The following is a 22,684-nucleotide window of genomic DNA, read 5'->3' as shown; positions in this document are numbered from 1 at the left end:
TCGCGCTCTTCCATCTCAGGCCCCCAGCCCCCGCGCCACCACGCCGCGCAGGATCTCGTTGGTGCCGCCACGCAGCGTGAACGACGGCGCGGCGAGCTGCGCCTCGCGCAGCAGCGTGGGCAGCGGCCCGCCGCCGGCGGGGCCGGGCCGACAGGCACGCCGGGCGATGTCGACGATCTCGCCCTCCAGCCGGGTACCGAGGTCCTTCACGAGCGCAGCCGCGGTGTCCGTCGGGCTTCGGCGCTCGAGGAGGTCCTGCACCCGCAACGAGAGGGCGCGGAGCGCCCAGAGCCGCGCGGCGGCCGAGCCGATGTCGGCGAGCGCGGTGGCGCCGGGCGCGCTCGGCCCCGACACCAGCTCGGCGAACAAGGGGAAGGTGCTGAGATACCGCTCCGGACCGCTGCGCTCGTGCGCCAGCTCGGACATCACCCCGCGCCACCCGTCCCCGACCGCGCCGACGACCATGTCCGCCGGCACGTCGACGTCGTCGAGGGTGACCTCGGTGAAATGTGCCTCGCCGGTCATCACCTCGATGGGCCGCACATGCACCCCCGGCGAGTCGAGTTCGATCAACATCTGGCTGAGCCCGGCGTGCCGGTCGCCGCCCGACGGCGCGGTCCGGACGAGCGCGAGCAGGTAGTGGCTCTTGTGCGCATGGCTGGTCCACACCTTGCGCCCGCTCACCCGCCAGCCGGTCGCGGTCCGCACGGCGCGGGTGCGGACCGACGCGAGGTCGGAGCCGCTGTCGGGCTCGCTCATCCCGGCGGCGACGAACAGCCGCCCCCGTGCCAGACCCGGCAGGAGCGTCCGCTTCTGCCGCTCGGTGCCCACGCGCAGCAGCAGTGGGCCGGTCTGCCGGTCCGCGATCCAGTGCGCGGCGACCGGGGCGCCCGCGGCGAGCAGCTCCTCGAGGACGGTGAACCGTTCGCGTGCGGAACGGGCGCCGCCTCCGTAGGCCCTCGGCCACGTCATGCCGAGCCAGCCCCGGTCGCCCAGCTTGCGGCTGAAGTCCGGCGAGTGGCCCCGGACCCAGCTGTCGCAGGACGGGCGGAACGAGCCGGCGGCCAGCTCCTCGGCCAGGAACCGGCGCACCTCCGCGCGAAGGGCGACGATCGTCGACTCCGCTGTCGTCATGTGACCGGACCCTCTGCTCGTCCGCCTCCGGTCGACCTCGTCGTCGATGACCGGGGCGCCGGACAACTGGTAATCATGCTCATCATATGAGCGGCGTTCGGCCGGAAGTCAAGCGTTCCGACCGGGCGCGGACCACGACGCCCCGCCCGGTCCGATTTGCGGAACGCCTGCTTGACAGCGTGTAGCACCTGCTGAACATTGCTGCACATCAATCGCAGACATACACAAATTCCGGCCTGAGGCAGCAGCGGGCCGCACGCGCCGCGGAGAGGCGCACGACGACGTCGGAGCAGGCCCGTCACAACGAGGTGACCGAACGTGACCCTGACGTTCCAGTCCGAAACCGACCCTGCCCTCGGCGGGAGCGTGCCGCGCCACCCCGGCGGGGCCCGGGTCGACCGCAGGGGGCACCTGCGACCCGAGATCGGCCTGTCCTGGGAGCGGTCCGCCTGCAACGGGGTCAGCCGTGATGCCGTGCACATCCCACGCCGCTGCGACGGCGCCCGCCCCGGCCGGCTCCTGCAGGCGGCGGAAGTGGTCACGGAGCGGATGGCCGAGCGGCTGCGTGGGCTGCCCCTGGCGGTCCTGCTGGCCGACGCCGATGCACGGGTCGTGGCGCTCCGGGCGGGTCGGGACGACGTGCGGACCTGGCTCGACCGGCTCCTCATCGGTCCCGGCTCGCTGCTCGCGGAGGACGTCATCGGGACGAACGCCGTCGGCTGTGCGGTCGAGGAGGGGCGGCCCTTCGTGGTGGCCGGCGCGGAGCACTACCGGAGGAACCTGCGCCGGCTCAGCGCGGGCGCGGTGGCGATCCGGAACCCGGTCAGCCGGGTCGTCAAGGGAGCGCTCGCGCTCGTCTGCCCCGCCGAGGACCACAACGCGCTGATGCTGGCGCTGGTGGAGGAAGCCGCGGCGGGGATCGAGGCCCGGATGGCGGACGACATCGCCCGGCGGGAACGCCTGCTGCTGGACCGGTTCCTGCAGGCCACCCGCCGGTCCTCCGGAGCGGTGGTGTGCCTCAACCGGGACCTGCTCATCAGCAACACCGTCGCCGGCCCGCTCGTGGGTCCCGCCGACCAGCCGCTGCTCTGGGACTGGGCCACGGAGGTCCTCGCCTCCCGCGAGGAGTACTGCGGCGAGCTGCGTCTGGCCGAGGACGTCGTCGTGCAGGCCCGTTGCAGCACGGTGCGCGACGAGGAGGTCGAGGCCGGCATCTTCATCGAGATGCGGACGCGTCCGGCCGCGGCGGCGCGCACGGGTCCGGATGCCGCGTCCGCCCGTTCCGGCCGAGGCGGTGGCGTCCACCCGGTGGCCGGGCGCAGCGCGTCGGCGGAGCGGCTCCGTCGCGAGCTCGCGACCCTGGCCGCTGACCGCCGGCCTGTTCTGATCTCGGGCGAGGCCGGCACCGGGAAGACCTTCCTCGCCCGGCACCTGCACGAGCTCGACGGCTCCGGCGGCATCGTCACGCTCCTGGAGACCGGGATGTGCCCGGACGACCCGGTGGCCTGGTTCGACCGGCTGCGGATCGGTCTGAGCACTCCCGGGACGCTGGTGCTGCGGCACATCGACGAGCTGCCCGCCGAGCTGGCCTCGCGCGCGGTGAGCCTCGTCGAGACGGCCGAGGAGCACGTGGTGCGGGTGGTCGCCACCGCCCCCCGCCTGCTGGAGAAGGGCGACGCGGCCACCCGGCTGCGCGACTGCTTCCCGGCGCGGTTGCAGCTCCCTCCGCTGCGGCAGCGCGTCGAGGACATCCCCGACCTCGCCAGGGTGTTCCTCCGCGACCTCGCAGGCCGGGCGCCGACGCCGCGCCTCGAGCCGGCGACGTTGCAGAACCTGATGGCCCAGGTCTGGCCGGGTAACGTGCGCGAGCTGCGCACGGTGCTGAGCTGCGCGCTGATGCGCTCGGACGGGCGGGACCTCGCGATCAAACACCTGCCGCCGGAGTACCGCACGGCGCCGGTCAGGCACCGCCTGACGTCGATGCAGCGGGCCGAGCGGGAGGCGCTGCTGAACGCGCTGGACGACAGCGGGGGCAACAAGCAGGTCGCGGCCGAGATGCTCGGCATCGCGCGGTCCACGCTCTACCGCAAGATCAGGTCCCTGGGTATCGACGGTCGCTGCCTGAGCGGGTGAGGCCGGCCGGCCGCAGGCTCAGCGCCGCCACACCACCGGACGGGCCACCAGGTCCTTGTGCTTCTTGTGCCAGTACCCGACGGCCTCGTCGAGGTGCTCGCTCATCATCTGCTCGGCCCGGTCGCCGTCCCGGGCGCGGAGGGCCTCGATGATGCGCTCGTGTGCGCGGGCAGCGGCGACGTAGCGCCGCGCCGAGTACGTGACGCCGCCGGCGATGCCGTCCGCGACGCAGCCGAGGCTCTCGAGGAACACCTGCAGCACGACGCTGCGCGCGGCCCGGGCGAGTGTCGAGTGGAAGATCCGGTTCTGCTCCTGGAAGACCTCCGGGTTCGGGTCCCGGAGGGTCAGCCGGACGGTCTGGTCCATGAGATCCAGCTCTGCCTCGGTGATCCGGCTGGTGGCCAACCGGGCGATCGTGGGCTCGAGGGCGTGGCGGGCCTCCATCACGTCGTCGAGGGACGCGGCCTCGAACTGCAGGATCAGCGTGAGGGCCTCGCTGAGGTCCTCCGGCCGGGGCCGCCGCACGACCGGGCCGCCACCCGGTCCGGGGCGCAGGGTGATGACGTTGCGGGTCTCCAGCAGCCGCAGCGCCTCCCGGATGGTGGAGCGGCCGACGTCGAAGCTCTCGATCATCTCCCGCTCCGTGGGCAGGACGCTCCCGGCCACGAGCCCGGCCTCCACGATGTGGTTCGCCAGCTCGCGCGCGATGACCTCCGAGATCTTCGGTCCCCGCCGACCGTTGCCCTGCATACCGGTTCTCATGGTGATGCCCCTGCCGTGGAGAGAGGGAGGCCCGGTCCGATGCGGGCCTCGCGGCGATGTGGAGACGCTGCGACGTGGAGACACTGCTCCGGCCACCCGACCGGCTGCCGGTAAACCTGCGCATGATGATGATACGACCCGTGCAGGGTGGGTGACGCCGTCGAGGCCGTCCGGTGCGGTTCGCCTGCGGTTCACCTGCGGTTTCGGCGACACGTTCGATCTGTTTTCCCTCGTCGTGTCGATTATCGGAGTTGGACCGTGTCGCACTATCGGACACGTGCGTCCCTCGCCACGGCGCTAGCGTTCCCGATCAGGAGATCTCCTGATCTTCCGGTCGAACCCGGTCAGCACGGCATTGCACCAGCGGCCGGGATCTCCCTTGTCCGGACCCGTTCTGCGGTTCTGCATCTCTCCCGGTGAAGGAGTCCAGATGAAATTCGTCTACTTCATGCTCCCGGCCCTTCCGGCCACCGAACGCGAGCGGGAGGCGCTGCGCCCCATCGGTCACCGGACCGAGAAGTGGCAGCAGATGCTGACCGAGATCCGTGAACTGGCCAAGATGGCGGACGACTACGGCTTCGAGGCCATCTGCTTCCCGGAGCACCACCTGCACACCGAGGGCATGGAGATGGGCGGCCCGTCGTCGCTGTACCTGGACGTCGCCCACCACACCAAGAACATCAAGGTCGGCCCGGTCGGCTACGTCATGCCCAGCCACAACCCGGTCAAGCTGGCCATCGACACCGCATGGCTCGACCAGATGACCCAGGGACGGACGGTCGTCGGCATGGCCCGCGGGTACCAGGAGCGCTGGTTCAACGCCCTGACCCAGCTGCTCCCCGTCCAGACGGCGACCAGCGACGCGAGCGAGCGCGACAAGCTGAACCGCGAGCTCTTCGAGGAGTGCTACCAGATCCTCAAACTGGCCTGGAAGGAAGAGGCGTTCAGCTACGACGGGAAGTTCTACCAGTTCCCGTATCCGCACCCCGCCTCGCCCTGGCCGGCAGGTGACTACACGCGCCGGTTCGGCGCCGACGGCGAAATGGGTGACGACGGCCTGCTGCACAAGATCTCCGTCGTTCCCAAGCCCTACCAGAAGCCGCATCCGAAGATGTTCCAGGCCTTCTCGATGAGCGAGAACACGATCCGCTGGACGGCCCGGGAGGGGATCACCCCCATCATCCTCACCTCGATTCCCGAGGATTACCACAAGATGGTCGAGGCCTACCAGGACGAGGCCAAGCAGCACCTCGGCCTCGATCTGGCGCTCGGTGAGAACACCGGGGTGCTGCGGTCGGTCCACTTCGGCCGCAACAAGGACGAGGCGATGCGCCAGGCGTCGCGAGGGGTGTCCGGCGTGGGCTGGAAGCACTTCTGGGGCCACCACGGCTTCTACGAGGTCTTCCGCCGGGCCGGCGAGACCGGCGACGTGCCCCGCACGATCGAGCGGATGGAGGAGTCGCACTACCTCTACGCCGGCGACCCGGGCGCGGTGGCCGAGAAGATGCACGAGCTGGCGGACAACGGCAACCCCGAGTACTTCGTCTGGTGGTCCGACCAGGGAATGCTGCCGTTCAACGAGGTCAGGCGGAACCTCCAGCTGTTCGGCGAGAAGATCATGCCCCAGTTCCCGGGCTGAGACCCGGCACGGCCCGCGGTGGGGTGGCCCGGGCGACGGGACCACCCCACCCGGCCGTCACCGCGGACCCGACTCCGCGCGCACCAGGCACGACGCAGTTCCCCGACCCGAGGAGATGAGATGGCGTTCTTCACCGTGGTGTGGAAGTACACCGACGATGCGGAGCTGATCGAGACGGCACGCGGTCCGCACGGCGCGTACCTCAAGGAGCAGGTGGCCGCCGGCGTGGTGCGCGTGGCGGGCCCCTTCGAGGACGGCACCGGCGGCATCCTCGTCGTCGAGGCCGGCGACCGGACCGAGTTGAAGTCCCTGCTCGAGGGCGACCCCTACGTCGCGCAGGGCGTGGTCGTGGACAGCCAGATCTTCCCGTTCAAGCCGGTGCTCGGGGCCCTGGCCGGCTGACGGGTCTCCCGCCGGACATCTCAGATCAGGAGAGGACCACCATGTCCGCACGACCCGCACCCCTCGAGTCGATCGACGTGGGTGACATCAAGGTGACCTATCTGCCCGACGGCGACGCCACGGTCGAGGCAGGCACGGTCTTCCCGGCCTCGAACGAGGCGCTCTGGGAAGCCCATCGAGAGCTGTTCGACGCCGAGGGGAAGCTGTTGCTGACCCTCGGCGGGTTCCTGGTCGAGACCGGCGACCAGAAGATCGTCGTCGACCTGGGCTTCGGGGACATGACGGTCCCGTTCCCCCCGGTGGGCGGCGTGTTCCGCGGCGGCCAGCTGCTGTCGAGCCTGCGCAGGGCCGGCGTCGAACCGGCCGACGTCGACATCGTGTTCTACACCCACCTGCACCTCGACCACGTCGGCTGGACCGCACAGAACGGCGAGCTGACCTTCCCCAACGCCCGGTACGTCGTCGGCGAGGGCGAGTTCGAGTTCTGGCAGGGCGTCACCGACGAGGAACTGGCCGTGGTCGGGCCGCACCCGGAAGCGGTCCAGGCGCCGCTGGTGAACCGGATCGAGTCCGTGGGTGACGGCGCGCTCGTCGCCTCGGGGGTCAACGTGCTCGCGAGCCCGGGGCACACGCCCGGACACTGCTCCGCGGTGATCTCCTCCGGTGCGGACAGGGCGATCATCCTGGGCGACGTCGTGCACTGCCCGCTGCAGCTGGCCGACGGTGACCTGCGGATCATCTTCGACGTCGATCCGGAGACGGCCGCCCACACCCGGGACAAGATCGCCGCGGAGCTCGAGGGCGACTCCGGGGTCCTCGCCGCCGACGGGCACTTCAGCGGCTCGGCCTTCGGCCGCATCGTCCGCGGAACAGGCAGGCGATGGGTGGGCCTGTAGGGCGCGCCGGTCACGACGTCAGGAGGAACACGGTGGCATTCGAGGTCAGCAAGGTCGTGACGGACCGGACCGCCGACGGGAAGTCGGTGTTCGCGGAGGAGAAGTCCGTCGAGCCGGCGCCCGTTCTCGGCCTGGACATCTTCAACATCTGGGGCACCGCCGACGGTGCGCCGTCCGTCGGCGCGGGGGACAACCCGGCGACGGTGCCGTTCCCGTTCTTCCCCGGGCCCGGTGGTTCGCGGTTCATCGTGGTGCGTTTCCCTCCCGACTCCGCCGCGGCGGAGCCGGGGGGCGCGGACCCCGAGGAGGCCGCGGCGGAGGCGGAACGGATCCAGCCCGGTCTGATCGGGGTGTTCGAACCCGACACCCCCGGCATGCACACCACGGACAGCGTCGACTACGGCGTCTGCGTCGAGGGCGAGGTGTACCTCGAGCTCGACGACGGGGCCGAGGCGCACGTCACCCCGGGGACCTGCGTGGTGCAGCGGGGCACCCGGCACGCCTGGCGGAACCGCAGCGACGCACCCTGCACGATGGTGTTCGTCCTCGTCGGCGCGAGGCGTACGACGGGCTGACGGCGACAAGCGCCCTCGTCCGCCTCCTCCGCGGCCGGGACCGGGGACCCGCCTGCAAGGGCGGCGTCCCCGGTCCCGGCGTTCCGCCGCGGAGTCCGCCGGCGTCCGCGGACATTCCCGTGCGCGCGACCGGGCGGCGCCCGGGGCCGGTCAGACCAGCGGGGCCGAGGCGAGGACGCGTACGGCCTCGGCGACCGCGGCGCGGCGGGCGATCCGGACCGCGGTCTCCAACGGCCGCAACGCCTCCCGACGGGCGGTGGCGGCCGAGGCCGAGAGGGCACCGCCCGGCTCGTCGACCGAGGCGGCGGCGAGGATCGCCTCCACCTCGTCCGCGTGCTGCAGCACCCGCAGCGCCTGCGGCGGCATGCCGGCCGGCCACAGCGACCGGGGGCGGGAGCGGAGTGCGGCGGCGATCTCCTCGCGCACCCCGGGCCGGTGCCGGGCCACGCCGAGGTCCGTGAGGATCGACGCGGACTGCCGCACCTGCTCGCGGAGGTCCCGTTCGGCCTGGTTCAGCGGGACGTGCTCGGCCGGCGCCCCGGGATCCGGGACGGGGTACACGGTCCAGCGCAGCACGCCGTCGGCGACCTGGCTCGGCACCAGGCCCAGCCCGGCGTCCGGGAAGAACACCCCCTCGCCGGCGCGGATCACCGCGCTGCCGAACGAGCCCGGGCCGGGCAGGCCCCGGACGTCCCCGGGAGCGGTGAGCACGAGCCGCGCCGCGCCGCGGGGGGCGAGCCGGCGCAGGGCGGCGAGCAGGAAGGTCAGCGAGGAGACGGGAGCGCCCGGGGCGGGGAGGCGGGTGGCATCGGCGGTCGCGTCGTCGACGCACTGCACGTCGTGCGCGTCGGCCCACGGGGCGAGGGCGTCGAGCACGTCGTCGGGTGCGGCGGAGCCGGCCAACCAGGCCGAGGACCACACCGCGAAGGTGGCGGAGGGGCGGGGCACGGGAGCCAGGCTAGCTATCCGCGGCAGGCGGGTGGCGTCTGCCGTGCGGGTGACGCAGTGTGACGTTCGGTGAGTGGTTCGGAGCCGCCGGCCCGGCGCGGCGGCCGTCCGGGCGGGGTACGACGGATCCTGGCGTGTCGCCGGGGCCCGAACCGTCACGATCCGCTAGAACCGTGCGATGGTCGCCCGTTCCCACGACTACCGGGGCATGTTCTCCGCCGACGGCACCCGGGTCACGACGAAGAAGACGATCCCCGAGATCGCCGCCGAGCCCGGCGTCGTCGTCGAGGACCCCGCGAGCGGATTCTGCGGCGCCGTCGTCCGGATCGACTCCCGCGAGGTGACGCTCGAGGACCGGCACGGCCGGCACCGGGTCTTCCCGCTCCGCCCGGCCGCCTTCCTCTACGAGGGCGCCCCGGCCACGCTCGTGAAGCCGGCCGCGGCGGCCACCGGCCCGGCGATCTCCGCGTCCGGCTCCGTCCGGGTCGCGAACCTCAAGGCGCGCACCGCCCGCGCGGCGCGGATCTGGGTGGAGGGCATCCACGACGCGGCCCTGGTGGAGACGGTCTGGGGGCACGACCTGCGGGTCGAGGGCGTCGTGGTGGAGCCGCTGCACGGCGTCGACGACCTGGCGGCCGCTGTCGCCGAGTTCGGCCCGGCACCGCACCGGCGGCTCGGGATCCTCGTCGACCACCTCGTCGCGGGCAGCAAGGAGACCCGGCAGGCGCAGTCGGTCGCCGGGGCGAACGTGCTGGTCACCGGCCACCCGTACGTCGACGTGTGGGAGGCGGTGAAGCCGGCGTGCGTCGGCATCCGCGCCTGGCCGCGGATCCCGCGCGGGACCGACTGGAAGACCGGGGTGTGTGCCGCGCTCCGCTGGGGCGAGCCCGCGGACGGCGCCCGACGGGTCCTCGGGGCCGTGCGGTCCTACCGGGACCTGGAGACGCCGCTGATCGGCGCCGTCGAGCAGCTGATCGACTTCGTGACGCAGGAGGGCTGAGGCGGACCGGCCGCCGGACCTCACCAGGAACGGAACGGCAACGATCTTCACGAACCCGGCACGCCGGGGGTCGATCGGTGGCACCATCGGCGTCATGGTTCCCGTGATCTGGCTCATCGCCGGGATCGTGGTGATCGTCGGTGAGGTCCTGTCCGGCGAGTTCGTGCTGCTGATGCTGGGCGGCGGGGCACTCGTCGCCGCGGGCGGGTCCGCACTGTTCGGGTTGGGCTGGATCCTCAGCACCGTCCTGTTCGCCGTGGCGTCGACGCTGCTGATCGCGGGGGTGCGACCGGTGCTGCGCCGCCGGCTGGAGCGCGGGATCACGCCGTACCTGGGGCACACGGAGCGGATCGTGGGCGGCCCGGCGACCGTCGTCGAACGGGTCGACGGGCAGGGCGGCCGGGTGAAGATCGCCGGCAGCCTGTGGTCGGCCAAGGCCTACGACCGGACACAGGTGATGGAGCCCGGCGACGAAGTGATGGTCATCGAGATCTCCGGCGCCACGGCGCTGGTGCTCGCGGAGTAGAGGTCCCGGCGGCCGCGGGGGGAACTGCGGCCCGCGGGGACGACAGGGGAGGAAACATGGACATCTCGGTACTGGTCACCGTCGTGGTGATCGTGCTGCTGGTCCTGGTGGTGATGGCGCGGGCGGTCCAGATCGTCCCGCAGGCCACCGCCGCAGTGGTCGAGCGGCTCGGGCGGTACAAGACGACGCAGACGCCCGGGCTGGCGTTCCTGGTCCCGTTCGTGGACCGGATCCGGGAGCGGATCGACCTGCGCGAGCAGGTGGTGTCCTTCCCGCCGCAGCCCGTGATCACCAAGGACAACCTGACCGTCCGGATCGACACGGTCGTCTACTTCCGGGTCACGGACCCGAAGGCCGCGGTCTACGAGATCTCGGACTACATCACCGGCGTCGAGCAGATCACCACGACGACCCTGCGCAACGTGGTCGGCGGCATGACCCTGGAGGAGACGCTGACCTCCCGGGACCAGATCAACACCACCCTGCGCGGCGAGCTCGACGAGGCCACCGGGCGTTGGGGCATCAAGGTCGAGCGGGTGGAGATCAAGGCGATCGACCCGCCGCCGTCGATCCAGGAGTCCATGGAACGGCAGATGAAGGCGGACCGCGAGAAGCGGGCCACCATCCTCACCGCCGAGGGCCAGCGGGAGTCCGCGATCCGCAGCGCGGAGGGCAACAAGCAGGCGCAGATCCTCACCGCGGAAGGCGCGAAGCAGGCGGCGATCCTCAACGCCGAGGCGGAGCGGCAGAGCCGGATCCTGCGGGCGCAGGGTGAGCGCGCCGCGCAGTACCTCTACGCGCAGGGCGAGGCGAAGGCGATCGAGAAGCGCTTCGCGGCGATCAAGGCCGGCCGCCCGACACCCGAGCTGCTGGCCTACCAGTACCTGCAGACCCTGCCGGAGATGGCGAAGGGCGAGGCCAACAAGGTCTGGATGGTGCCGTCGGACTTCGGCAAGGCCCTCGAGGGCTTCACGAAGATGCTCGGTGCGCCGGGCGAGGACGGCGTCTTCAAGTACACCCCCTCGCCGGACGACGGCCAGCGCGTCAGGCCCGAGGACGACGAGGAGTCGGTGAAGGGCTGGTTCGACACCTCGGGGGACCCGGAGATCGCCGCCCAGGTCGCGGCGGCCACGGCCGCCGCCCGGCAGGAGGTCCCGGCGCTGGGCGAGGTCGCCCCGAAGGCGGTCCGCGCCGCGCCGGGAGGGGGCCCGCAGGGCCTGCCGGCGGGAGCTTCCCGTCGACGACCTGACCCCGCCAAACGGGGTCCCGCGCATCGACGGGGCCTGACCCACCCGCCGCTTCGAATACGCGTTGTGGCTCCGTGACGCGGCTGAGCGGACCTGAGACCCGCGTTGTGGAGCCACGACGCGGGTGGCCTCAGGTGAGGGAGAAGCCGTAGGGGAGCTCCAGGCGGTGGGCCGCGAGGAGGTCGCGGTCCGCCAGGAGCTCCCCTGGTCGGTCCGTCCGCGACGACGACCCCGTCGTCCAGGACGACGCTGCGCGGGCAGAGCTGCAGCGCGTACGGCAGGTCGTGGGTGACCATCAGCATCGTCCGGCCCAGCCCCAGCAGCACCTCGGCGAGCTCGCGGCGGGCCACCGGGTCCAGGTTCGACGACGGCTCGTCGAGGACCAGGATCTCCGGGTCGCAGGCGAGCACCGTGGCCAGCGCGACCCGCCGCCGCTGACCGCCGGAGAGGTGCAGCGGCGAGCGGTCCGCGTGCTCCGCCATCCCCACGGCCTCGAGCGCCCGGTCCACCCGTGCGCCCAGCTCCTCGACGGGCACCCCGAAGTTCGCCGGACCGAAGGCCACGTCCTCGCGGACGGTCGGCATGAACAGCTGGTCGTCGGGGTCCTGGAACACGATCCCGACCCGGCGGCGGATCTCCTTCAGGTGTGCCCGCTCCACCGGCAGGCCGCCCACCCGGACCATGCCCTCCCCGGCGTCCAGGATGCCGTTCAGGTGCAGCACCAGGGTCGTCTTGCCCGCGCCGTTCGGGCCGAGCAGCGCGACCCGCTCGCCCCGTTCGATCCGCAGGTCCACCCCGAACAGCGCCTGGTGTCCGTCCGGATAGGCGAAGGCGAGGTCCCTGACCTCGAGCGACGGCGCGGTGACCGCGTCCACGCCGGTCCCCGCCCGGGTCGAAGGCGCGCTCACACGATCACCCATCCCGAGAAGGCCAGCAGCGCCGCGACGCCCACCGGCGCCAGCCCCGCCGTCCAGTCCCGCCGCGTCGCGAGCCCGGCCGTCGACAGCACCGGCATCGCGCCCGACCACCCCCGGGACAGCATCGCCAGGTGCACCCGCTCCCCGCGCTCGTAGGACCGGACGAACAACGCCCCGACGCCGCGGGCGGTGGCCCCGGCCTGCCAGAGGAAGCGCGGGTCGTGCCCGCGGGAGACGCGGGCGAGCCGCATCCGGCCGGCCTCGGCGACGATCACGTCGACGTAGCGCAGCATCAGCGTCGCGATCGTGGTCACCAGGGCCGGGGCGTGCAGCCGCTGCAACCCGACGAGCAGGTCCCGCATCGACGTCGTCGCAGCCAGGGTCAGCGACGTCAGGACGCCGAGCGTGCCCTTGACGAGGATGTTCCACGCCCCGAGCAGCCCGGGTTCCGACAGCGACATGCCCAGCCACTCGACCCGCGGGTCCGGGCCGGTGAGCGGCAGCAGCACCGCCAGCACGACGAAGGGCAGCTCGATCACGGCGCGGCGCAGGATCCAGCCGGCCGGGATCCGGGCGGCCCACCACACCGCGCCGAGCACCACCGGATACCCCGCGAACACGACAAACGCCTCGCGCGGGGTCGCGACCACGCAGACCACGCCCAGGAACGCCGCGACGATCTTGACCTGCGGCGGGAGCCGGTGGACCGGCGAGTCCCGGGCGAGGTGCAGCGGGTGCGCGTGGCCCGCGCCCATCAGCCTCGACCCCTCATCGGCCCCGACCCCTCATCGGCCCTGGCCGTCGTCGGTGGGGGCGACCCCGCGCCGGCGCAGCGCCCAGAACAGCCCGCCCGCCAGCGCGAGCGTGACGATCACGCCGAGGATCCCGGCGAGCCCGGTGGTGCCCGCGCCGCCGCCCACCGTGTAGTCCGCGAGCGGCGAGGAGCTCATCGCGTGGTCCGTGGTGTGCTGCGCGATGCAGGTGCCGGTGAGCTGCTCGCCGGCGTCGGTCCCGGTGACCTGGCACCCCTGCAGCGCGACGGTGTCCAGGCCGTCCGGGTCCGGGCTGGCGAGGTAGGAGAACCCGCCCGCGACGAGCAGGGCGACGGCGAGGAACCCCAGCAGGAAGCCGAGGCTGCGGCCCCGGGTCACGACGCGGTCCCGGCGGCCCGGCGCAGCAGCGGGGCCTTGGCGCCGCGCAACAGGTACACGAGGTCCGGGCGGACCGCCGCGACGGCCGTGACGGTCGCTGCGGTGATCACACCCTCGCCGATGCCGATCAGCGCGTGCAGACCCACCATCAGCCCGAACACGGTGCCGAGACTCGCCCCGCCGGAGCCGCCGACCGCGTACTCGACGACGAAGCCCAGCGACGCGACGACCGTGTTGAGGAAGGCGGCGACGAATGCCGTCGCGGCGAGACCACCTTTGCCGCGCCGGGCCAGCGGACGCAGCGCCACGGCCACCGCGTACCCGACGACGACGCCGATCAGCGCCATGTTGGTGATGTTCGTGCCCAGCGCGGTGAGCCCGCCGTCGGCGAACAGCAGCGCCTGCACCACCAGCACGATCGCGATGCAGAGCGTGCCGACCCACGGCCCGACGAGGATCGCGACGAGGGCGCCCCCGAGCAGGTGTCCGCTGGCGCCGGGCAGGATCGGGAAGTTGATCATCTGCACGGCGAAGACGAACGCCGTGACCAGGCCCGCCATCGGGGCCGTGCGGTCGTCGAGGTCCGCACGGGCGCGCAGCGCGGCCAGCACCAGCCAGACGAGCGCGACCGCGCCGAACAGCAGCGACGTGGGGGCGTTCACGAGGCCGTCGCTCATGTGCATGGCGACGACCGCCTCGTGCGGCGATCCGGACAACCCGTCCTCCAGGCGGCCGAGGGGACCGACCGGGGAACCGGCGGCAGCCCAGGCTAAACACCCGATCGGGGCTGTCGCAAACTTTGTGCGAGAGCCACCCGGATGCACCTGTCCGGGGGGACGGGCGGGAGGAGCTCAGGTGGTGACGCTCTCCCGCCGGGCGTCCCGCTTCGCCGCGAGGCCCGACAAAGTGAACAGCAGGGAACGACGCATCCGGCCGAACGGCGCGAGCGCACGGCCGATCGTCACGTCGAGGCCCCGCACGTCGTACTCGGGGGACTCGCCCAGCTCCTCGGTCAGCGCCCGCTGCGCCGCGTAGATCTCGTCCATCCGCTCGGCGGTGATCGAGCTGCCGCCGATCCGGAACGCGGCGAGGGCCTCGGGCTGGCCGAGGAACTCGCCGAACTTGAGGAGCCGCACGAAGCAGTCGATGTCCATGACGAGCGGGCGGTCCTCGCGCCAGCCCCCGATGGCCATGAAGTCCGCGCGCCGGAACATGACGTTGCCGACCTCGCCGATCGGGTTCGCCCCGTTCCGGACGACCTTCCGGGCGACCTCGGCGGCGCTGTGCACGCCGATCAGCCCGGAGAGCCCGCGGCGCGGCACGATGACCCGGCTCTGCTCGTCGATCATGTGCCGGCGGGAGGCGACGACGGCGAGGCCCGGGTCGTCCAACAGCGGCTGGGTCTGCAGCTCGAGGCAGCGCGGGTGGAGGACGTCGTCCGCGCACAGCACCTTGATCAGGGGTGCGCGCGTGTGGTCGACGCAGACCCGCCAGTTGCGGGGCTGGGGGAGGGTCTCGGTGTTGCGCTCGATGCGGATGCGCGGGTCCGCGAAGGAACGCATGATCTCCGGGCTGCGGTCGCTGCAGTTGTTGTCCAACAGGACGAGCTCGAAGTCCCCGTAGGTCTGGTCGAGCACCGAACGGATCGTCTCCGCGAGGTAGGCCTCGCCGTTGTAGACCGGGATGCAGACGGAGACTGTCGGTTGGAAACTGCCGGGCAACATCGGCGCAGGGCCCCCTGGGTTCCGGGGCGGCCCGGCCCCGCTCGGCCGTCCGCGCCCGGGATGTCGGTCACGGGCCGTGCACCCGTGTTGCGGTACCGCAGGACGGTACCGGCAGCCGGGAGCGGCTCCGCCTCACCCCCGACCGGGAAGATCACGGCGCCGGCACCGGGTCCGGCCGACGATCACGACGTCCCGGGGCCGGGCCCTCGCGAAGGGTGTCCGACGTGCCGGAACGGCCCGGTGATCGAGCCCGGTCGAACGTCGGACGTGCGGTTTCCGTAGAGTTCGCCCGGTGCCCACGACAGTGGTGTCGGTTCTCGCACCGCCAGACGGTTGGATCATCGGCGTGTGCCCGGAAGGACGAGCGGTACGTCACGTAACGCGACGCGTGCCCGAGGAGATAGTCCGAGCGATGAGCAGGATTCCGGGTAGAAGTCTGGGCAGAGCAGGGATCGGACGCCACGGCGTCACCGCGACCGCACGACCGGTGCGATGAGGGGGAGATCGGCGATGCAACGCAGCGGAAACCCGACGGTGTCCGTGGTGGTGCCGACCCGTAACGAGGCACGCAACCTCGAGGTGGTGCTGCCGGCGATCGCCGCCGTGCGGCCCGCCGTGCACGAGGTGATCGTGGTCGACGGGAACTCGATCGACGGGACCGTCGAGACGGCACGGCGCGTCCTGCCGTGGGCCAAGATCATCGCGCAGACGCGCAAGGGCAAGGGCAACGCCATGGCCTGCGGGTTCGCCGCGGCCACGGGCGATGTGATCGTCATGTTCGACGCGGACGGCTCCGCGGACCCGAACGAGATCCCCGCATTCGTCGCGGCCCTCGTCGCGGGCGCGGACTTCGCGAAGGGCAGCCGGTTCGTCCGGGGCGGGGGCAGCGACGACATCACGCTCCTGCGCAAGACCGGCAACTTCGGGCTCAACGGCGTGGCCAACGCGCTGTTCAAGACCCGGTACACGGACCTGTGCTACGGCTACAACGCCTTCTGGGCCGATCTTCTGCCCGTGCTGGAGCTGCCGGCGGTGGACGCTCCCGCACCCACGGACGGGTCGATGCTCTGGGGCGACGGCTTCGAGATCGAGACCGTGCTGAACTGCCGCGTCGCGGCCGCCGGCCTCAAGATCACCGAGGTGCCCTCGCTCGAGCGCGAGCGGATGTTCGGCGAGACCAACCTGCGGACCTTCGCGGACGGCACCCGGGTGCTGCGCACGCTCGCCGCGGAGCGCCGGCGTGCGCTCCAGAAGAAGGCGAACGGTGCCGCCGGCCCCGCGTCCCACGAGGACCTGGAGGTCGACCTCGGCCCGGCGACGCCGGCCAACGGCTTCCCCGCGGTGAACGGCGGCTACTCGTCGACGGGCCTGCCGATGCACCCGTCGGAGCCGGCCGGCCCGGCGATGACGGTGCGTCCGCCGGTCCGCCCGTCGCCGAGCCCGCGGAACGGGAACCGCCCGGCAGACCCGGCCAACCGCCCGTCGCCGCAGCGCGACGAGGCGGAGCGTCAGGAGCTCGAGATGCGTTACGCATTGGAGGAGGAGGCGTCCTGACGGGCGTCACCCGTGTGTGGACCTCGGCGCCCGTCCGCGACGGGCGCCGGGTCATGTGTGGGCCCGGCATCCGGACGGGGGTCGGAAGGGATGCCGGCGAACGTGAGAAGCCCGGTGACGAACCGGCGAGGAACGGAGTGACGCGGTGAGCATGCCCTCCGCGGCCGAACTGACCCGAGCCCGCACGGCACGCCGCGCGGTCGCGCTGCTGCTGGCCGTGGCCGGTCTGGTGGCCTGTGGGCTGAACCTGCTGAACGTCTCGGGCGGGATCGCCGGCGACGTCCGGCTGTTCGTGACGATCGCCTTCCTGCTGCTAGGCCCCGGCTGGGCGGCGGCGGGCTTCCTGCGACGCGCACCCGCCGCCCACGTCTGGCTGCTGACCATCGGCGTCGGCGTCGCCACCACGCTGCTCGCCGCGCAGGTCATGGTCAGCACCGTCTGGTGGCATCCCAACTGGATGCTGGTCATCCTGACCGCCGTCAGCGTGCCGTTCCTGCTGCGGCACGCCGTGGTGGCCCAGTGACGGCACGGGACGTGGCCGGGATCGACCCGCCGGCCCAGCGCGCCGGTCACCAGCGGCCGACCCCGCGGCCCCGGACCGGCCCGGTACCGGGCGCGGACGAACCGACGGTCGTCCTGCCGCCGCACGACGCGGACGAGCCGACGGTCGAGCTTCCCCCGGCGGTGGGCGGGAGCGCGGCCTCGGCTCAGGGGTCCGGCGGCGGTGTGGCGGGCAGCGAGAGCCCGACCGTCGTCCTGGGCGTGGTCGCGCCGGCCAGTACGCCCGACGAACCGGGGACGACGCCCGGCCGGAAGAAGAGCGGCGGCGGGGACGGCCTCGCGCTGTCCATCAGCTCGGTCCTCGGTTCGCTGGCCGGCTTCCTCAGCTGGCTGCTCGCTGCGCGGATCATGCCGCAGGAGGAGGTCGGGCGGGCCTCGGCCGTCGTCTCGGCGTTCATCCTCATCGGCGGCTGCGCCCAGCTGAACATCAACGTCGGCCTGCTCCGGTGGCTCCCCGGATCCGGCCGCAAGGCGTCCCGGCTCGTGTGGGGCAGCCTCTTCCTGATCATGCCGCTGTCCGCCCTCGTCGGGCTGGTCTACGTGCTGATCGTGCCGGACCTCGGGGCGACGGCGTCCGGGCTGCTCTCACCCGGCGACGGCTCGATCGGCGTCGGTGTCCTGCTGTTCGTGCTGGCCTGCGCCGGCTGGGCCGTGTTCGTCGTCCACGACTTCATCCTGGTCGCGATGCACCGGCCCTGGTGGACGGTGTGGCGCAACGGGCTGTTCGCGGTGGTCCGCATCGGGCTGCTCATCGCGCTGGGGGCAGGCCTCGGCGCCCAGGGCCTCGTGGTGTCGTGGGTCGTCCCGATCGTCGTGTGGACGGTCGGCGGGACGCTGGTCATCGCGTTGCTGGTGCGCCGCTTCGCCCGCCGGGCCGAGGGGTCGGTGCTCCCCAGCCGCCGGGAGGCCGTCTCCTTCCTCGGCCCGACGGCCGTCGCCCAGATCGGCAGCGCCCTGCTCTACAACCAGGTCACGCTGCTGGTGACCCTGCGGTTCGGCCCGGGGCCGGGCGCCGCGTTCTTCATCGTCTGGCAGGCGGTGTCCGTCGTCGACATCGCGGCCACCTTCTACATGGACTCGCTCGCCGTCCAGACGGCGCGCGAGCCCCTGCGCGCGGCTGCGCTGGCCCGGGCGGCCCAGCGCCGGATGATGGTGCTCTTCCTGCCGGTGCTCGGGCTCGCGATCATGCTGGCCCAGCCGGTGCTGCTGATCTTCGGGCCCGGCTACGCCGAGGCCAGCCGGATCCTGCAGATCCTGATGATCGGGCTGGTGTTCCGGCTCGTCGTGGTGCACGAGCTCGGGGTGCGGCAGGCCGCGGGCGCGGCGCTGGCCTTCAGCCGGCTGCAGCTCGTCAACACGCTGCTGGTGCTGGCGGTCGTCGCGGCGCTGCCCACACCCCCGGCCGGTTCGACCACGGACTCCGCCCTGCTCCCCATCGCGCTCGGCTACGTCGCCGTGCAGGTGCTCAGCGCGGCGGCCGTCCTCATACCCCCGGCGCTGCGGCGCCGGCTCCGACCGGAGGTGAAGAGGTGACCTCGACCGACACCCGTCAGCCGGGTGACGGCCGTGACGGGCAGGACGTACCCGGGCAGGGGCGCGATCCCATCGATCCCCCCACGCAGGTGATTCCCGTGGTGCCGCCGACCGGACACCCCGACGGCGGCGAGACGCTGTACTACTCGAACCCGGACGCGGGGCACGGGGAGTCCGCCACCGCCGCGGTGCGTGGCCTCGACCCGCCCACGCGGGCGATCCACGCCGGCGGCCGGCCACCGGTCCCCGCATCGGCCGCGGGCCCGCGCGGGTCGTCGCCCCGCCCGGCGGCGACCGAGCCGGTGCCCCGGCTGTGGATCTGGCTCTCGCCCGTGCTCGCGCTGCTGGCCGTCGCGCTGCTGCCGGTGGCCGCGGCCACGACGAACCTCGACGAGCTCGGCGGCTGGGGCCTCGCCCAGGTCCTCGGCGTCGCCGGCTGGCTCGCCCTGGCCTGTGCCGTCGGCGCCTGCGTCGCCGAGCTCTGGTCCCCGCGGCCGCGCGTGCCGATGCTCGGCACCGCGACCGCCATCCTGATCCTCTGCAGCACCGGCATGCCCTCGGTGGTCATGCCGGAGGCGCGGTTCACCACGGCCTGGTTGCTGTCCGGCTTCGTCGACGCCATCGCGTCGGGCAACGGCGTCCCGCCGCAGGGTGTCGACGCGCGGTTCTACTGGCCCGCCTTCTTCGCCCAGTGGGCGTTCTTCCGGCAGGCCGCGGGGGTCGGGCAGCTCGACGAGGTGCTCCGCTGGTTCCCGCCGGCCGTCGTCGCGGTGTGGGCGATCGGCGTCTACGCCCTCGCGAAGTCCATGCTCGGCGGGCACCGCGCGCCGTGGGTGGCGGCATGGCTGTTCGTCGGCCTGAACTGGATCGAGCAGGACTACTTCTCGCCGCAGGCGACCGGCATCGTGCTGCTGCTGACGGTGCTGACCTTCGCGCTCGGCCCGCTGGCCACCCGCCGGACGGATCCGCTCGGCGCCGCCCACTGGCCGAGCGGGACGACCGCGAAGCTCCCGCTCTGGCGACGCTGGACGGTCGCGGCGATGACCCCGCCGAACCGGCCGACGCTGCCCCCGCGGCAGCTGCTGTTGATCTACTTCTGCGCGTCGCTGTGCCTGCTGGCCATCGCGCCGGCCCACCAGCTCACCCCGTTCGCGATCATCGGGCAGCTCGCCGTGCTCGCGGTAGTGGGCCGGTTCCGCGGCCGCGGCCTCGTGCTCGTCGCGATCCTGGCCGTCGCGGTCTACGTGCTGATCGCAGGCCGGGACTTCTGGATGACCCAGCTCAGCCTGATCACCGGGAGCGGGGAGGACGACGGGGCGCTGCAGGCCGGCGTCGCGGACCGGCTCGCGGGGGACACCGGGCAGATCGCGGTCAAGCTGATGCGGATCCTGGTGCCCGGCCTGACGTGGCTGCTCGCGATCGTCGGGGCGTGGGTCTACTGGAAGCGACGCCGGGACCTCGTGCCGATCGCCCTGGCCGCCGTGCCGATGGCCTTCGCCGCGGTGCAGAGCTACGGCGGGGAGCTGTTCCTGCGCATCGTGCTGTACGGCCTGCCGATCCTCACGATCCTCGGCGCGGACGCCCTGCGCAGCTTCGCCCGCAAGAACCGCGGCCGGGAGAAGATCCTGGCGGTCGGCATGCTGCTGACGTTCTGCTCCGTCATCGTCATCCGGGGCGGCAACGACGCCTACATGAACGTCACCGCCGAGGACATCGCGATCACCCGCGACGTCTACGCGACCACCCCGCCGGGCAGCAAGATCATGCCGATCTCCAGCGTGGGGCCGTACGGGATCACCGGGATCGGGAAGTACGACCGCGGCGGCAACATCGACGGGAAGAAGTGTCCCGCGCTCGCGGCCGATCCGATCCCCTGCATCAACCTGGAGTACCCGGACGTCATCCTGGTCTACAAGTCGATGGAGCTGGAGGGCGTCGTGCTCAACGGCAGGCAGCCCGGCTGGACCCTCGACGTCATCCAGCAGGCCGTCGCGTCGGGCAAGTACACGCTGACCTACCAGAACGGGTTCGACGCCGTGCTGCGCAAGAACGTGGCGGGTCCCCAGTGATCGAGGAGGCACGGTGACCGGGGCGGCGTGGACCTGGATGGCGTTCTTCGCGCTGCTCCTGCTCATGGGTGCCCGGGCGTGGGTCGTCGAGACCTCGACCGGGCGTGCGGAGGGCCGGGGGACCGGCCGGCAGAAGGCGCTGACGGCGTCGGTCGCCGGGATGCTGGCCGTGCTGATCGTGCTGGCCGTGTTCAACGGCGGCGCGACGCTGGTCAGCATGCTGCTCAACGGGGGGAAGGTGCCGGCGGACACGACCGTGGTCACGGACAACGGCGCCGCCCCGGCGGCTCCCGTGCCGCCCGCCAACTGACCGCCTGAACACGGCCGCGCCGTCCCGGAGGAGTCCGGGGCCGGCGCGGCCGTCTCCTCGGGACGTCAGATCGCGATGCCGATCGCGACGTACTTGGTCTCGAGGAACTCGTCGATCCCGACGGAGCCGCCCTCGCGCCCCAGCCCGGACTCCTTGACCCCGCCGAACGGGGCGGCCGGGTTGGAGACCAGCCCGGTGTTGAGACCGATCATCCCGCTCTCGAGCTTCTCCGCGACCCGCAGCGCCCGGTCCAGGCTCTCCGTGAACACGTAGTTGACCAGGCCGAACTCGGTGGCGTTGGCCGCGGCGAGGGCCTCGGCCTCGGTGTCGAACACGCTGATCGGCGCGACCGGCCCGAAGATCTCCTCGTGGTTGAGGCGGGACTCCTTCGGCACGTCCGTCAGCACCGTCGGGGTGTAGAAGTACCCCGGCCCGTCGACGGGCGCGCCGCCGACCTTCACCGTCGCGCCGTGCGCCAGCGCGTCCCCGACGAGGTCGACGACCTTGTCCCGGCCCTTCGCGTCGACGAGCGGCCCGACCTGCACCCCGTCCTCGGTGCCGCGGCCGACGACCAGCGCGCCCATCTTCTCGGCGAGCTTCTCCGCGAACGCGTCGGAGATCGAGCGGTGCACGTAGAACCGGTTGGCCGCGGTGCAGGCCTCGCCCATGTTCCGCATCTTGGCGACCATCGCGCCGGCCACGGCCTTCTCCAGGTCCGCGTCGTCGAACACGATGAAGGACGCGTTCCCGCCCAGCTCCATCGACGTCCGCAGTACCTTCTCCGAGGCCTGCCGCAGGAGCGTCTTGCCGACCCCGGTGGAGCCGGTGAACGAGAGCTTGCGCGCCCGGCCGTCGCGGATGATCGGCTCCATGACGCCGCCGGCGTCCGTCGCGTTGATGATGTTGAGCACGCCGGCGGGCAGGCCGGCGTCGAGCAGGATCTGGCCCAGCGCGAGCATGGACAGCGGCGTCTGGTGCGCAGGCTTGATGACCACCGTGCAGCCGGCGGCGATGGCCGGGCCGATCTTGCGGGTGCCCATGGCCAGCGGGAAGTTCCAGGGCGTGATGAACACGCACGGTCCCACCGGCTGCTTCATCACCAGGAACCGGCTCTGCCCGTTCGGCGCCGTCGCGTAGCCGCCGTCGATGCGCACGGCCTCCTCGGAGAACCAGCGGAAGAACTCGGCGGCGTAGGCGACCTCGCCCTTCGACTCCGCGAGCGGCTTGCCCATCTCCAGGGTCATGATCAGCGCGAGGTCGTCGACGTTCGCCATCATCGCGTCGTAGGCGCGGCGCAGGATCTCCCCACGCTCCCGCGGGGCCATCGCGGCGAACCCGGCCTGCGCGTCATGCGCCGCGGCCAGCGCGGCCATGCCGTCCTCCGGGCCGGCATCGGCCACCTCGGCGAGGACCTCGCCGGTGGCAGGGTCCTCCACCTTCGTCGTGGCTCCCGACGCCGCCGGCCTCCACTCGCCGCCGATCAGCAGCCCGGTGGGGACGGAGTCGAGGACCTTGCGCTCGAGATCGGGGTTCGTCATGACTGGGATGGTGCCATCGGACACGGGGATGATGCAGCGTCGCGGGTCGTCGGCTAGGAATGCAG

21 protein-coding genes and 1 pseudogene are annotated in these 22,684 nt (G+C 72.5%); 13 read left to right on the top strand and 9 right to left on the bottom strand.

Annotated elements, in window-relative coordinates; all coding sequences use genetic code 11:
* Nucleotides 1-15: 15 nt before the first annotated feature.
* Entirely contained in the window at nucleotides 16-1,134 is a 1,119-nt protein-coding gene (locus WBK50_RS16115; protein ID WP_341336403.1) for an acyl-CoA dehydrogenase family protein, read from the bottom strand.
* 318 nt (nucleotides 1,135-1,452) lie between these two features.
* Here WBK50_RS16115 and WBK50_RS16110 point away from each other — a divergent pair, with 318 nt between their 5' ends.
* Complete coding sequence (locus WBK50_RS16110; RefSeq protein ID WP_341336402.1) at nucleotides 1,453-3,267, top strand: sigma-54-dependent Fis family transcriptional regulator; 1,815 nt, start codon at nucleotides 1,453-1,455, stop codon at nucleotides 3,265-3,267.
* Between the two features lie 18 nt (nucleotides 3,268-3,285).
* On the opposite strand, the gene WBK50_RS16105 is transcribed toward WBK50_RS16110, so the two are convergent.
* The gene (locus WBK50_RS16105; RefSeq protein WP_341336401.1) at nucleotides 3,286-4,017 is read right to left on the bottom strand and encodes a FadR/GntR family transcriptional regulator; all 732 of its coding nucleotides are present in this window, start codon (nucleotides 4,015-4,017) and stop codon (nucleotides 3,286-3,288) included.
* 442 nt (nucleotides 4,018-4,459) lie between these two features.
* Here WBK50_RS16105 and WBK50_RS16100 point away from each other — a divergent pair, with 442 nt between their 5' ends.
* From WBK50_RS16100 to WBK50_RS16085, 4 genes are all read left to right on the top strand, one after another.
* Nucleotides 4,460-5,668: an LLM class flavin-dependent oxidoreductase gene (locus tag WBK50_RS16100; protein WP_341336400.1), complete on the top strand. Its 1,209-nt coding sequence runs from the start codon at nucleotides 4,460-4,462 to the stop codon at nucleotides 5,666-5,668.
* Between the two features lie 120 nt (nucleotides 5,669-5,788).
* A complete protein-coding gene (locus WBK50_RS16095; RefSeq protein ID WP_341336399.1) occupies nucleotides 5,789-6,070 on the top strand; it encodes a YciI family protein in 282 nt (93 codons plus the stop codon).
* A gap of 41 nt (nucleotides 6,071-6,111) precedes the next feature.
* Nucleotides 6,112-6,966, top strand: a complete 855-nt coding sequence (locus WBK50_RS16090) for an MBL fold metallo-hydrolase (RefSeq protein ID WP_341336398.1) — start codon at nucleotides 6,112-6,114, stop codon at nucleotides 6,964-6,966.
* A 32-nt stretch (nucleotides 6,967-6,998) separates the two neighbouring features.
* Complete coding sequence (locus WBK50_RS16085; protein WP_341336397.1) at nucleotides 6,999-7,541, top strand: cupin domain-containing protein; 543 nt, start codon at nucleotides 6,999-7,001, stop codon at nucleotides 7,539-7,541.
* A gap of 150 nt (nucleotides 7,542-7,691) precedes the next feature.
* Here WBK50_RS16085 and WBK50_RS16080 read toward each other — a convergent pair whose 3' ends face one another.
* Nucleotides 7,692-8,489: a hypothetical protein gene (locus tag WBK50_RS16080; RefSeq protein WP_341336396.1), complete on the bottom strand. Its 798-nt coding sequence runs from the start codon at nucleotides 8,487-8,489 to the stop codon at nucleotides 7,692-7,694.
* Nucleotides 8,490-8,667: 178 nt separating this feature from the next.
* On the opposite strand from WBK50_RS16080, the gene WBK50_RS16075 reads away from it, so the two are divergent.
* The 3 genes from WBK50_RS16075 (at nucleotide 8,668) to WBK50_RS16065 (ending at nucleotide 11,340) form a co-directional block, all read left to right on the top strand.
* A complete protein-coding gene (locus tag WBK50_RS16075; protein ID WP_445942266.1) occupies nucleotides 8,668-9,489 on the top strand; it encodes a DUF3097 domain-containing protein in 822 nt (273 codons plus the stop codon).
* A gap of 94 nt (nucleotides 9,490-9,583) precedes the next feature.
* Nucleotides 9,584-10,015 (top strand): NfeD family protein, encoded by a 432-nt coding sequence (locus WBK50_RS16070; protein WP_341336395.1) that lies wholly within the window; start codon nucleotides 9,584-9,586, stop codon nucleotides 10,013-10,015.
* Between the two features lie 56 nt (nucleotides 10,016-10,071).
* Nucleotides 10,072-11,340: an SPFH domain-containing protein gene (locus WBK50_RS16065; protein WP_341336394.1), complete on the top strand. Its 1,269-nt coding sequence runs from the start codon at nucleotides 10,072-10,074 to the stop codon at nucleotides 11,338-11,340.
* 52 nt (nucleotides 11,341-11,392) lie between these two features.
* Here WBK50_RS16065 and WBK50_RS16060 read toward each other — a convergent pair.
* From WBK50_RS16060 to WBK50_RS16040, 5 genes and pseudogenes are all read right to left on the bottom strand, one after another.
* A pseudogene (locus WBK50_RS16060) lies at nucleotides 11,393-12,182 on the bottom strand (energy-coupling factor ABC transporter ATP-binding protein).
* Complete coding sequence (gene cbiQ, locus WBK50_RS16055) at nucleotides 12,167-12,934, bottom strand: cobalt ECF transporter T component CbiQ (protein WP_341336393.1); 768 nt, start codon at nucleotides 12,932-12,934, stop codon at nucleotides 12,167-12,169. Before cbiQ ends, WBK50_RS16060 begins: the two are co-directional and overlap by 16 nt.
* A gap of 30 nt (nucleotides 12,935-12,964) precedes the next feature.
* A complete protein-coding gene (locus WBK50_RS16050) occupies nucleotides 12,965-13,330 on the bottom strand; it encodes a PDGLE domain-containing protein (RefSeq protein ID WP_341336392.1) in 366 nt (121 codons plus the stop codon).
* Nucleotides 13,327-14,013, bottom strand: a complete 687-nt coding sequence (locus WBK50_RS16045; RefSeq protein ID WP_341339405.1) for an energy-coupling factor ABC transporter permease — start codon at nucleotides 14,011-14,013, stop codon at nucleotides 13,327-13,329. The genes WBK50_RS16050 and WBK50_RS16045 overlap by 4 nt, the downstream gene beginning before the upstream one ends.
* Before the next feature lie 168 nt (nucleotides 14,014-14,181).
* Nucleotides 14,182-15,054: a glycosyltransferase family 2 protein gene (locus WBK50_RS16040; protein ID WP_341336391.1), complete on the bottom strand. Its 873-nt coding sequence runs from the start codon at nucleotides 15,052-15,054 to the stop codon at nucleotides 14,182-14,184.
* Nucleotides 15,055-15,564: 510 nt separating this feature from the next.
* Here WBK50_RS16040 and WBK50_RS16035 point away from each other — a divergent pair.
* The 5 genes from WBK50_RS16035 (at nucleotide 15,565) to WBK50_RS16015 (ending at nucleotide 21,081) form a co-directional block, all read left to right on the top strand.
* Entirely contained in the window at nucleotides 15,565-16,608 is a 1,044-nt protein-coding gene (locus WBK50_RS16035; RefSeq protein WP_341336390.1) for a glycosyltransferase family 2 protein, read from the top strand.
* A gap of 145 nt (nucleotides 16,609-16,753) precedes the next feature.
* On the top strand, nucleotides 16,754-17,131 hold the full coding sequence (locus WBK50_RS16030; RefSeq protein WP_341336389.1) for a hypothetical protein: 378 nt from the start codon (nucleotides 16,754-16,756) through the stop codon (nucleotides 17,129-17,131).
* Nucleotides 17,128-18,702, top strand: a complete 1,575-nt coding sequence (locus tag WBK50_RS16025) for a lipopolysaccharide biosynthesis protein (RefSeq protein WP_341336388.1) — start codon at nucleotides 17,128-17,130, stop codon at nucleotides 18,700-18,702. Before WBK50_RS16030 ends, WBK50_RS16025 begins: the two co-directional genes overlap by 4 nt.
* A 98-nt stretch (nucleotides 18,703-18,800) precedes the next feature.
* Nucleotides 18,801-20,771 carry a hypothetical protein gene (locus WBK50_RS16020; protein WP_341336387.1) on the top strand — a complete coding sequence of 657 codons (1,971 nt, stop codon included), beginning with the start codon at nucleotides 18,801-18,803 and terminating at the stop codon, nucleotides 20,769-20,771.
* A 13-nt stretch (nucleotides 20,772-20,784) separates the two neighbouring features.
* Nucleotides 20,785-21,081 carry a hypothetical protein gene (locus tag WBK50_RS16015; RefSeq protein ID WP_341336386.1) on the top strand — a complete coding sequence of 99 codons (297 nt, stop codon included), beginning with the start codon at nucleotides 20,785-20,787 and terminating at the stop codon, nucleotides 21,079-21,081.
* 65 nt (nucleotides 21,082-21,146) lie between these two features.
* Here WBK50_RS16015 and WBK50_RS16010 read toward each other — a convergent pair whose 3' ends face one another.
* Nucleotides 21,147-22,619: an NAD-dependent succinate-semialdehyde dehydrogenase gene (locus WBK50_RS16010; protein ID WP_341336385.1), complete on the bottom strand. Its 1,473-nt coding sequence runs from the start codon at nucleotides 22,617-22,619 to the stop codon at nucleotides 21,147-21,149.
* Nucleotides 22,620-22,684 lie beyond the last annotated feature (65 nt).

Source organism: Pseudonocardia sp. T1-2H (assembly GCF_038039215.1).
Classification (GTDB): Bacteria; Actinomycetota; Actinomycetes; order Mycobacteriales; family Pseudonocardiaceae; genus Pseudonocardia.
This window is presented reverse-complemented; position numbering and strand designations above follow the sequence as displayed.